This is a genomic window from Vibrio sp. A8-1, assembly GCF_013048685.1.
Classification (GTDB): domain Bacteria; phylum Pseudomonadota; class Gammaproteobacteria; order Enterobacterales; family Vibrionaceae; genus Vibrio; species Vibrio metschnikovii.
On record NZ_VHTC01000024.1, the window covers coordinates 14,097 to 26,031 of the forward strand.

The following is an 11,935-nucleotide window of genomic DNA, read 5'->3' on the forward strand; positions in this document are numbered from 1 at the left end:
GTAAATGAAACTGACCCAGCAATTTCAATCTGGCTCTCCTTGGATTTGGCTGACGGCTGGCGCCGTTAGCATCAGTTTGATCTCTGTATTAGGCTTATTGTTATTAATTGGCTGGAAAGGATTAATTTATTTTTGGCCAGCGCCGCTCTATCAATGGCAAACTGAAGATGGTCATACTTTAGTTGGGCAGCTCTATGCTCGAGAAAAGGTGACGGTCAATCATCTTCTTGAGATGGGAATAAGCCTACCTGAAGACGCGATTGCGCAAGGCCACGTGCAACGATTAAACATTAAGGTGGCTAATCGAGACATTTATCAGGCTGATTTTTTGTCGATTCTTGATATTAAATTGTCACCGGCGACCCTTGCTCATGGTTGGGTCGTCTTGCAACGAACCCATGACGGGCAGTTTTATGGTAAGCCGATTGGTTTTGAATCGACACTCATCAGTCAAGATAATTCTTTAAGTCCCTCTCAGTGGTTAGCAACCGTTTTTGGGCAGACTCAGCAGATAAGAGCGGAGATCGAGCAGCAAGTTCGACCGCGCATTCGTGAACTGGCTCATCAGTTAACGACGCTTCGTCTCTCAGATCCCAGTTCTTTAAAACAAACCCCTAACCAGCGTGCAGAGCGCCAGCAAAAAGAGCAGCAATGGGTGAGTGAGCTGGCCGAAGCTGAGCAACGATTAGAAAGTTTAAGGGCAACATTGGATGATCAGCGACTCTTATTGCAAGATATGGCTGGTGATACGATTGGTATCCCAATGAGTCAGGTGCTCGATTATTGGTATCCCAATGAAATGACCCATGCCGAGAAAGTGATTCGCTGGCTGAAGCATTTGTGGGATTTTTTATCCGACTCGCCTCGCGACTCGAATTCTGAAGGTGGGGTCTTTCCCGCCATTTTTGGCACCGTATTGTTGGTATTGATCATGTCTGTGATTGTGATGCCACTGGGTGTTATTGCTGCGGTTTACCTGCATGAATATGCTAAAGACAACACCTTTACGCGTTTAATTCGTGTCGCGGTGATCAACCTTGCGGGTGTGCCATCGATTGTTTATGGGGTATTTGGGCTGGGCTTTTTTGTGTATACGATTGGCGCAAGTATTGATAATGTGTTTTATGCCGATAGTTTACCAGCCCCCACCTTTGGTACGCCGGGATTATTGTGGGCGGCATTAACGTTAGCGGTGCTTACCTTACCGGTGGTGATTGTGACCACCGAAGAGGGGTTAACACGCATTCCGCCATCAGTGCGTTATGGTTCATTAGCGTTAGGGGCAACGCAGTTTGAAACCATTTGGCGGATAGTGCTGCCGATGGCCAGTCCAGCGATGATTACTGGGTTGATTCTTGCGATTGCTCGCGCCGCTGGCGAAGTGGCTCCTTTGATGTTAGTCGGTGCGGTTAAGCTAGCCTCGAATTTACCTGTCGATAGCGAGTTTCCTTTTGTACATCTAGAGCGCAAGTTTATGCATTTGGGATTTCACATTTACGATGTTGGTTTTCAAACCACCAATATTGAAGCTGCTCGCCCCTTAGTGTATGCCACGGCCTTTTTACTGGTGACCGTGGTCGTGATGTTGAACTTAACCGCCATTCATATTCGCAATAACTTGCGTGAAAAATACCGAACCTTAGGACAAGATTAAATATGTTTTCTGTTGAGCAAACATTAGGTTATCAGCCTCCCTTAGATGTTCATCATTTAACGGATCAGCAAACCGCGATTACTATTGAAGAACTCAGTTTGTATTACCAACAGACTCGTGCTTTAAATGGAATTTCGATGCGTATTCCCAAAGGGCAGGTGACGGCATTTATTGGTCCTTCAGGTTGTGGTAAGTCGACGTTATTACGCTGTATTAATCGAATGAACGATTTAGTCGATGGTTGTCGAGTTGAAGGCGCTGTGAAATTGCATGGTAAAAATGTCTATGACAGTGATGTCGATGTGCCGACGTTGCGACGCCGAGTCGGGATGGTCTTTCAGCGCCCCAATCCTTTTCCTAAATCCATTTATGAGAATGTGGTCTATGGTCTACGCTTACAAGGTATAAAAAACAGTCGGACACTCGATGACGCGGCAGAATATTCATTACGAGCGGCGGCCTTGTGGGATGAGGTAAAACATCGTTTGCACGAAAATGCATTTGGATTATCCGGTGGACAGCAACAACGCTTGGTCATTGCGAGAGCGATAGCGATTGAACCCGAGGTATTGTTGTTGGATGAACCTACCTCCGCGTTGGACCCTATTTCAACCTTAACCATTGAAGAATTGATTCATGAGTTGAAAAAACAATATACCGTGGTGATAGTGACGCACAATATGCAGCAAGCGGCACGAGTCAGTGACCATACGGCTTTTATTCATATGGGAAAGTTGATCGAATATGCAGATACAGATTCTATTTTTACTTCTCCATTGAAAAAACAGACCGAAGACTACATTACTGGTCGATATGGCTAATCAAATAGCAAAAAATAGGATGGCATGATGCAGTTAGGCCGACATATTTCAGGACAATTTAATGTCGAACTTGAATCGATTCGAACCCATGTACTGACCATGGGAGGGTTGGTGGAACAGCAACTCTCTTTGGCGATGCAGGCGCTGCACAAAGAAGATATCGAGCTAGCACGCAAAGTGGTTCGAGATGACCATCAAGTTAATGAAATGGAAGTGTCAATCGATGAAGCGTGCACGCGAATCATCGCTAAGCGCCAGCCGACGGCCAAAGATTTGCGTTTGATTATGGCCATCATTAAAACCATTACCGATTTAGAACGCATTGGTGACGTCGCGACTAAAATGGCCTATATCGCAATAGAAAGCCCTGCCGATAAAGAACGTCGCTTTCAAGTCTCATTAGAGCCACTCTGCCGTCAAGCTATCGCCATGCTGCATCAAGTCTTAGATGCTTTTGCTCGCATGGATGTGGTCGCGGCGGCGGCTTTGCATAAACAAGATGATAAATTAGACCAAGAATACGAAGCGGTGATCCGTCAGTTAATGACCTATATGATGGAAGACCCGAAAAATATACCGCACATTTTGCAAGTGATGTGGTCGGCTCGTGCTATTGAACGGGTCGGTGATCGCTGCCAAAATATTTGCGAATACATTATTTACTTTGTAAAAGGTAAAGATGTTCGTCACTTAGGCAAACAATCGATAGACGATGCGTTGCGCTAAACCAAGCCTCTCAATTGTTCAGCGACTTGAGCAATCGCGGTTGGATTCGTTACCGGGATCATAAAATCATCCACGTCCGCTTGGCCCATTTTTGCGGCAGCGGATTTGAGCTGCATGTGACTGGGCCGTACGCTTTTACCTGATAAGTGGACTTCCTGTACCCCAGTTTGTTGAATAATCCGCGTCACATTATTCGCGGTTAATCCTGCGCCTGCCATAATGCGAATTCTGCCTTTGGCAAGGGAGACCATGTCTGCCAATGCAGAGATACCTTGTTCTACTTGAGGTGCTTGCCCTGAGGTAAGTACTCGCTCACATCCTAAATCAATTAAGAGTTCAAGCGCCTGACGAAAATCCCGACATTGATCAATTGCTCGATGGAACGTCACACCTAAACCATGTTGCTGAGCACGGGTAACCAGTTGCTTGACCTGTGATTCGTCTATCTCCCCCTGTGCGGTTAAGGCCCCAATGACGACACCTTGGAGCTTAGCTTCGGCTGCAGCATCAATGTCATCTAACATCATAGCGATGTCATCGTGGTCATACAAAAAATCGCCTTGGCGTGGGCGTATCATGGCATACACCGGAATGGTTGATAGGCGAGCACTTTGCTTCATCATGCCATAGCTGGGGGTTAGCCCTCCTAACGCTAACGCTGAGCAAAGTTCGATACGCGTCGCGCCTCCTTGAATGGCATAATGCAGCGATTCGATATTATCAATGCAGACTTCAAGTTCATAATTCATGATGATCTCTCACTTAAACGGTTTGAGTTGTTGATGCTGATTTTATCAGTCTGCCGCGATAGCGTCTGTTAACCTAAGGTCTGAAATAGAGGTAAAGTTAAGCTTTTTACCTTTCCTTAAATAGTGTGAGTGAGTGATTTAGAGTGCCTAGGAATTGGCGTTTATTGAGGATGGCATGAATGAAAAAAGCCCAAAACCAGTGGCTTTGGGCTTTGATGACTTTACTTATGACTGATTGGCTTATGCGTTAAACGCTTTTTATTGTGTCTAACCTTTATCCGTGTGGCTCGAGTTGAGCGCGAGCCATTAATAGGCCGATAGTGGCCTATTAACTTATTTCTTACCTAGATCACCAGCATGCTCAGATAGGAATGCAGCTACGCCTTCACTAGAGGCTTTCATGCCTGCTTTACCTTCTTCCCATTGCGCAGGGCAGACTTCACCGTGCTTTTGGTGGAAGTTAAGCGCATCTACCATACGTAGCATTTCATCGATGTTACGACCAAGAGGTAGATCGTTAACCACTTGGTGACGAACTAGGCCTTCTTCATCAATCAGGAATGAACCACGGAATGCAACACCCGCTTCTGGATGCTCGACATCGTAAGCTTTAACGATTTCGTGTTTGATATCTGCAACCAATGGGTATTTAACTTGGCCGATACCGCCGTTTTCTACCGGAGTATTACGCCATGCGTTGTGTGAGAATTGTGAATCGATAGAAATACCGATCACTTCAACGCCTTTAGCTTGGAAATCTTCAAAACGCTTGTCAAAAGCGATAAGCTCTGAAGGACAAACGAAAGTGAAATCAAGAGGGTAGAAGAAAACAACGGCTTTCTTACCTTTTGTAAACTGTGCAAAGTTGAAGTTTTCAACGATTTCACCGTTACCAAGAACAGCTGCAGCAGTAAAATCAGGGGCTTGACGACCTACGAGTACCATTTTTTTGCTCCTAAGATGATGGTTAATGCTTGATAAAACAGCATGTTTTATCAAGTCCATTTAAACGAGACAAACTATAGTACACCATGTGGCATAGAAAAAAGCGAATTAAATAGATTAAGTTAATCGAAAAAAGCGATAAGAATTGGGGGCTGAATTTACTCGGTACGAGAAATCGCGCTTTAAGCTATTTGAGTGGAGAATAAAGAGAATACGATGAATAAATGGCCAAGCTTAAAGCAGCTACATTATTTGATTACGTTATATGAAACACGACATTTTAGTGAAGCGGCTGAACGCTGTTTTGTTAGCCAATCGACACTGAGTAAAGGCATTCAAAATTTGCAGACTCTGATTGGTTGCCCTTTATATGAGAAATCGGACAAAAAAAGCCCGTTGGTTTTTACTTATGCCGGAGAACAAGTGGTAAAGGGAGGGCGTGAATTACTGGCGAAAGGTAAAGATCTACTGGAGTTAGGTCAGCAGTGTCAAAATGGGCCAATGGAAGGACAGCTTAAACTAGGCTGCATTCCGACGATCGCGCCTTTTTTATTGTGTGATTTGGTGCAAGAGCTTAACCAACGTTATCCTAAGTTACACTTATTATTACGCGAAGATACGACCGCTAATCTATTAAACGCCTTACGAGTCGGAGAGCTCGATGTATTAATTCTCGCCTTACCGATGGACATCGGTCAGATGATGAGTCGAATCGTTGGTCGAGATCCTTTTAGGATGGTGATTAGCCGTCAGCAGGCGGACCGTATTCGAGTACCTATCACTTATGATGATCTGCCTAATGAATCGGTATTTTTATTAGAGCATGAGCACTGCTTAACTGAACATGCGGTATCTGCCTGTAAGTTAACCGATAAAGAAAAAATCAATCCTTTTATGGCAACCAGTTTACATACCTTAGTACAAATGGTGGCCAACGGATTAGGTATGACCTTTATTCCGCAAATGGCGATTGAACATGGTCTGTTAGACAATCAAAACTTAGTGATTATTGATCCTCCCGGTCAGCAGGCTTATCGAGAAATTGGTGTGGTATGGCGTCCCGGTTCATCTCGCCAGCCAACTTTTGAACAGCTTGCCGAAGTCGTGGCACAGCTATTATAACGCCCTCTCAGGACAAAATAAGGGAGGGACGATGGCAGCGATACACTCTTCGTTTTGGAAGTTGCTGTGATATTAGCGACGTTTGTTTACTCTAACTCCATCATTTATCTATGTTCATGGAGCCAGTGAGAGCGAGTTTTGGCTCTCATTGGCATTGGTGACGTTTTTTCCAGATAAATTTGCCAGTGGCTTGCTTGCTAGCGGTTAATAGCGCCAAGTCGTTTGGAGAGCATAATGATGTTAAGCCGTTTGGCTGTTCTGTATATTTGCGGTTTTTCTAGTTTTATTTGCCATTTTTTATTAATTAAACAGAGTTTAACTCTGCTAGTGAATCTTTTTTTGTCAAATTTTACAGCCATGAAGTTTTGAAGCTTTCATAAAATAGTAAAACTTCACATGGTTAATTTTACATCTTTTCCTCATTCCATTGTTTCAACATTCGGTTATCTATCCTGCTTGAACCCTGAAAATACGATATCGCTGATCGATTTAATTATCGAACGGCTGTTTTAAACGACTTTCAAGGTTAATTTTTAATGTAATTTTATTACGTAATAAATTACATTTTTTAAGCCAATAATAAACGATAGTTTGAAACGGAATAAAACGTTGAATTTAACGATGTGTTAACTTTCGCTCTTTAATTGTAATGGCTTATAGGGTAATGTTTGTCTTGAGTTTATTGGTTTGTGTCGTGCTGACTTACCTTTGACCCATTGATGGATTAAGTCAGGCTTATAAACACAACTCGCCAATATTATTGTTATACGCTTACTGTGTTTTTTGTAGTTCTAAATTTACAAATGACAGATAAAGATACTCTCTAAGGAAGGATGCCATGCTTGCTCAAACCCCCGATAAATCGTCATCAGCCATTGAAAACGCTAAGCATCACGATCAATTAGTTGTTAATGGGGCTCTATCCTCGGAACATAGCACCATTTTCTCTGTTGAAGCCCAAACCTTTTTAGCTGAGCTGTGTCGTCATTTTGCGTCGCGAGTGAATACGTTACTCAATGAGCGCGAACAGCAACAGCAGCGTATTGATCAAGGTCACCTGCCTGATTTTTTAGAGCAAACCATCGATATTCGTGAAGGCAGTTGGAAAATCCTTGGTATTCCTAATGATCTGCAAGATCGAAGAGTGGAAATTACCGGTCCAACGGATCGTAAAATGGTCATCAATGCACTCAATGCCAACGTTAAAGTCTTCATGGCCGATTTTGAAGATTCGATGTCACCCGCTTGGGATAAGCTGCTCGATGGACAAGTGAATTTGCGCGATGCGGTGAATGGCACCATCAGTTATCGTAATCCAGATAACGATAAGGTCTATCAACTTAAAGAAGATCCAGCCGTGTTGATTTGTCGAGTTCGAGGGCTTCATTTACAAGAGAAGCATGTCCTATTTGCTGAGCAAGCGATTCCCGGGGCTTTATTTGATTTCGCTTTGTATTTTTTCAATAACTATAAAGCGTTATTGAAAAAAGGTAGTGGTCCTTATTTCTATTTACCAAAACTCCAAGCTTATCAAGAAGCGCAATGGTGGAGTGATGTCTTCCATTTTACCGAAGATTATTTTGGTTTAGAGACCGGGACGATAAAAGCGACGGTGTTGATTGAGACTCTGCCTGCGGTGTTTCAGATGGATGAAATCCTCTTTGCTCTTAAAGAACACATTGTGGGGCTCAACTGTGGCCGCTGGGATTATATCTTTAGCTACATTAAAACGTTGAAAAAACACCCTGATCGCGTATTGCCTGACCGTCAAGTCGTGACGATGGATAAGCCATTTTTGAATGCTTACTCACGTTTATTGATCTATACCTGCCACCGACGCGGCGCATTTGCCATGGGAGGCATGGCGGCCTTTATTCCTGCCAAAGATCCTGCGCTTAACGCTCAAGTACTGGAAAAAATCCGTCATGACAAAATGCTGGAAGCGATGAATGGCCATGATGGAACTTGGGTCGCTCATCCCGGATTAGCGGATACCGCTATGGAGGTCTTCAATCAAGTGCTGGGTGAGCGTCGTAATCAATTGGATGTGACTCGTTTATCGGATGCGCCAATCCTTGCAGAAGCGCTGCTTGCTCCTTGTGATGGCCCACGGAGCGAGCAAGGCATGCGACACAATATTCGTGTTGCTTTGCAATACGTCGAAGCGTGGATTTCTGGTAATGGCTGTGTACCAATTTATGGTTTGATGGAAGATGCAGCGACCGCAGAGATCTCTCGCGCTTCAATTTGGCAATGGATTCAGCACGGTAAAACCTTAGATAACGGACAAGTAGTCACGAAAACGTTATTTCGTGATTACTTAGCTCAAGAAATTGAAGTCGTTAAAGCTGAAGTTGGGCAAGCACGCTTTGATCAGGGACGGTTTACCGAAGCAGCTGAATTGATTGAACGTCTCACCACCAGTGACGACCTCGGTAACTTTTTAACCATCCCGGGCTACGACTATTTGGCGTAGAACGGTCTTAACCAATAATAAATAACAGTAACGTGAAACCGAACTTCAAAGCTCACTGAATCGAAGTGAGTGGCGAAAAGGACGATATCGGCGTGTGCCATCAGCCACGCGAAACCAATGATAAGAGGGACAGAACATGACATTAACTCGCCGCCAGCAAATCGAAGCACTAGAAAAAGATTGGGCAACGAATCCACGTTGGAAACACGTTAAGCGGACATACAGTGCAGAAGATGTCGTTAATTTACGGGGCTCAGTCACCCCAGCCAATACCATAGCCCAGCGTGGTGCAGATAAATTATGGGAACTGGTAAACGGTAGTGCTAAAAAAGGCTACGTTAACTGTCTTGGTGCTTTGACGGGAGGACAAGCCGTTCAACAAGCTAAGGCTGGTATCGAAGCGATTTACCTTTCAGGTTGGCAAGTCGCGGCGGACAATAATACCGCTGGGACGATGTATCCTGATCAATCGCTCTATCCGGTCGATTCGGTTCCTAGCGTTATTAAACGCATCAATAATGCGTTTCGTCGCGCTGATCAAATTCAATGGTCAAATGGCAAATCTCCACAAGATGAAGGGGGTATCGATTACTTTTTACCAATAGTCGCTGACGCAGAGGCGGGGTTTGGCGGCGTACTGAATGCTTATGAACTGATGAAATCGATGATTGAAGCCGGTGCGGCAGGGGTTCATTTTGAAGACCAATTGGCGTCGGTGAAAAAATGTGGCCATATGGGCGGCAAGGTACTGGTTCCTTCTCAAGAAGCGGTGCAAAAATTGGTCGCTGCGCGTCTGGCTGCTGATGTTGCTGGAACAACTACGCTGGTGATTGCTCGAACCGATGCTAACGCCGCGGATCTATTAACGTCGGATTGTGATCCATATGATGCCGATTTTATTGTTGGTGAGCGTACCGCTGAAGGCTTCTATCGTGTTCGTGCTGGGATCGATCAAGCGATTTCTCGTGGTTTGGCTTACGCTCCTTACGCCGACTTAATCTGGTGTGAAACCGCTAAACCCGATTTAGAAGAAGCGCGACAGTTTGCTGAAGCGATTCATGCTCAGTACCCTGATCAACTCTTGGCTTATAACTGCTCGCCATCGTTTAACTGGGAGAAAAACCTGGATGCCGAAACGATCGCCAAATTCCAGCAAGAATTAGCGAATATGGGCTACAAATACCAATTTATCACTTTAGCTGGCATTCATAACATGTGGTTTAACATGTTTGAACTTGCTCATGCCTATGCTCAAGGTGAAGGCATGCGTCATTATGTTGAAATGGTTCAGCGTAAAGAGTTTGCCGCCGCCGAGAAAGGCTATACGTTTGTGGCTCACCAACAAGAAGTGGGCACGGGTTATTTTGATAAAATGACCAATACGATTCAAGGTGGTCAATCGTCAGTCACTGCGCTAACCGGTTCAACCGAAGAAGAGCAGTTCTAACTTCTGCATGGTGATAATCTGATGACGCAAAGTTGCAGGGGACAACTGCAACTTTAATAAATTTATCGCATCAATTAATTGTCTGAGTGATAGCAAGTTATCTCAAAACTAAAAAGAGCAAGGGTATTGATTACCATGCTCTTTTTATTTATCTATTCTATTGACCAGCTACAAAACGTCTTGCTCAAAGTCGTTATCCGTATCGACTTCGTCGGGCTCGCTGTTTTCTTGTAATTCTAGCAAGTTGATCGCAATAGCGACGAAGTCGCTATCGGTAATGATCCCGACCAACTCGCCTTTGTTGACTACCGGTAAACAGCCAACTTTATGCCGTTGCATGTAGATAGCACTTTCTTTTAGGCCGGCTTGTGGAGCGACCGACATGACGCCCGTGTGCATGACCTCATACAAAGGGGTCGTTTCGGTATGTGAGGTATCGGTAATTTTGTTGTATAGACTCGACTCTTGTGCTGCCAATACATCGCGATGAGTAATAATGCCTAATAACCGGCGATTGGCATCGACAATAGGAATATGACGAATATCTAATGCTTCCATCATATTTCGGGCGTCGGCTATTGTGTGGGTACGCAACAAAGTATGTGGGTTGCGAGTCATCATGTCTTCAACTTTGATCATAACCAACTCCTTTTCCTTTCGATGATCGGTAACCAAGTTTAACTGGCCAATGAACGTGACGTAGCGCGCGGTCTGTTGATATTTAGTATAGGTTTGTTTGTGGTTAATATCTGAGAGTTAAGTCAGCTTTTACTGGTAATCGCAACAGAGAAGCCGCTAAGTCACTTTTGATTACAATCCTTAATCGATGGAACGTATCCTAGCTGCTGACAATCCTGTATCTTGCCGGAGCTTGGGTATATACTGTTGCGCCGCGAAATGAACCGTCGCTAACCTTATCAATAACTAAGAAAGAGCCATGCAAGTTTCAGATTTTCACTTTGACCTCCCAGATGAGCTAATCGCTCGTTACCCGAAAGCGCAGCGTACTGATAGTCGGTTACTGCGATTAAATGGCACCACCGGTGAACGGGTTGATGGCACATTTACCGATGTGTTGCATTATATCGAGCCAGGAGACTTATTAGTCTTTAACAATACTCGTGTTATCCCAGCTCGTTTATTTGGTCGTAAAGCCAGTGGTGGTAAATTAGAAGTGTTGGTTGAGCGTATGCTCGATGAGCACTCTATTTTAGCGCATGTTCGTTGTTCCAAGCCGCCTAAACCGGGGACGGAACTGTATCTGGGTGAGCAGGACCAATATTTAGCGACCATGGTCGCACGCCATGATGCCTTGTTTGAGATTCGATTTAATGCCCAGCAAACGGTTTTGGAAATCTTAAACCATATTGGCCATATGCCTTTGCCACCATACATTGATCGTCCCGATGAAGAAACCGATAAAGAGCGTTATCAAACGGTTTATAATCAAAAGCCGGGCGCCGTTGCCGCACCAACAGCTGGGCTACATTTTGACCAAGCATTACTGGATCAAATTCAAGCCAAAGGCGTTGAGTTTGCCTATGTGACTTTGCATGTCGGCGCGGGTACTTTCCAACCGGTGCGCGTGGAAAATATTCATGATCACCATATGCATGCTGAATACGTTGAAGTACCAGAAGAAGTGGTCGCGGCGATTGCAGCGACCAAGGCTCGTGGTGGCAGAGTGATTGCGGTTGGGACAACCTCGGTGCGTTCTTTAGAGAGCGCAGCGCAAGATGCACTTGCGAAAGGCACAGCGTTAGCGCCTTTTTTTGGTGATACGGATATTTTTATTTTTCCTGGTTATCAATATCAATTGATTGATGCATTGATCACCAATTTTCATCTACCAGAGTCGACGCTGATTATGTTGGTCAGTGCCTTTGCTGGTTATGAGCACACTATGGCTGCTTATCAGCATGCGGTAGAGCAGAAATATCGCTTCTTCAGCTATGGTGATGCGATGTTTATTGAAAAAAATCAGGCGTAAGCTTG

General features: G+C 44.5%; 10 protein-coding genes. 7 read left to right on the forward strand and 3 right to left on the reverse strand.

The window, feature by feature from the left end; genetic code table 11:
* The first annotated feature begins 10 nt into the window (after positions 1-10).
* Genes pstA through phoU form a run of 3 tightly spaced genes read left to right on the forward strand, consistent with a single transcriptional unit; the run spans position 11 to position 3,201 of the window.
* Entirely contained in the window at positions 11-1,654 is a 1,644-nt protein-coding gene (gene pstA, locus FKN93_RS12770; RefSeq protein WP_170905250.1) for a phosphate ABC transporter permease PstA, read from the forward strand.
* A 2-nt stretch (positions 1,655-1,656) separates the two neighbouring features.
* Entirely contained in the window at positions 1,657-2,475 is an 819-nt protein-coding gene (gene pstB / locus FKN93_RS12775; RefSeq protein WP_004395863.1) for a phosphate ABC transporter ATP-binding protein PstB, read from the forward strand.
* 27 nt (positions 2,476-2,502) lie between these two features.
* Complete coding sequence (phoU, locus tag FKN93_RS12780) at positions 2,503-3,201, forward strand: phosphate signaling complex protein PhoU (protein ID WP_040904645.1); 699 nt, start codon at positions 2,503-2,505, stop codon at positions 3,199-3,201.
* Here the strand turns inward: phoU and FKN93_RS12785 are convergent.
* Together FKN93_RS12785 and FKN93_RS12790 are read right to left on the reverse strand one after the other, a co-directional pair.
* Entirely contained in the window at positions 3,198-3,950 is a 753-nt protein-coding gene (locus FKN93_RS12785; protein WP_170905241.1) for a copper homeostasis protein CutC, read from the reverse strand. The genes phoU and FKN93_RS12785 overlap by 4 nt on opposite strands.
* A 333-nt stretch (positions 3,951-4,283) precedes the next feature.
* Positions 4,284-4,895 (reverse strand): peroxiredoxin C, encoded by a 612-nt coding sequence (locus FKN93_RS12790; protein WP_158144204.1) that lies wholly within the window; start codon positions 4,893-4,895, stop codon positions 4,284-4,286.
* A 216-nt stretch (positions 4,896-5,111) separates the two neighbouring features.
* On the opposite strand from FKN93_RS12790, the gene FKN93_RS12795 reads away from it, so the two are divergent.
* From FKN93_RS12795 to aceA, 3 genes are all read left to right on the forward strand, one after another.
* Positions 5,112-6,017: a hydrogen peroxide-inducible genes activator gene (locus FKN93_RS12795; RefSeq protein WP_154168999.1), complete on the forward strand. Its 906-nt coding sequence runs from the start codon at positions 5,112-5,114 to the stop codon at positions 6,015-6,017.
* Between the two features lie 838 nt (positions 6,018-6,855).
* Positions 6,856-8,493: a malate synthase A gene (gene aceB, locus FKN93_RS12800; protein WP_170905242.1), complete on the forward strand. Its 1,638-nt coding sequence runs from the start codon at positions 6,856-6,858 to the stop codon at positions 8,491-8,493.
* 136 nt (positions 8,494-8,629) lie between these two features.
* Complete coding sequence (aceA, locus tag FKN93_RS12805) at positions 8,630-9,940, forward strand: isocitrate lyase (protein WP_154168995.1); 1,311 nt, start codon at positions 8,630-8,632, stop codon at positions 9,938-9,940.
* 168 nt (positions 9,941-10,108) lie between these two features.
* On the opposite strand, the gene FKN93_RS12810 is transcribed toward aceA, so the two are convergent.
* Positions 10,109-10,579 (reverse strand): CBS domain-containing protein, encoded by a 471-nt coding sequence (locus FKN93_RS12810; protein ID WP_154168993.1) that lies wholly within the window; start codon positions 10,577-10,579, stop codon positions 10,109-10,111.
* Positions 10,580-10,877: 298 nt separating this feature from the next.
* Here FKN93_RS12810 and queA point away from each other — a divergent pair, with 298 nt between their 5' ends.
* The gene (gene queA, locus FKN93_RS12815) at positions 10,878-11,930 is read left to right on the forward strand and encodes a tRNA preQ1(34) S-adenosylmethionine ribosyltransferase-isomerase QueA (RefSeq protein WP_004395855.1); all 1,053 of its coding nucleotides are present in this window, start codon (positions 10,878-10,880) and stop codon (positions 11,928-11,930) included.
* The last annotated feature ends 5 nt before the right edge of the window (positions 11,931-11,935 follow it).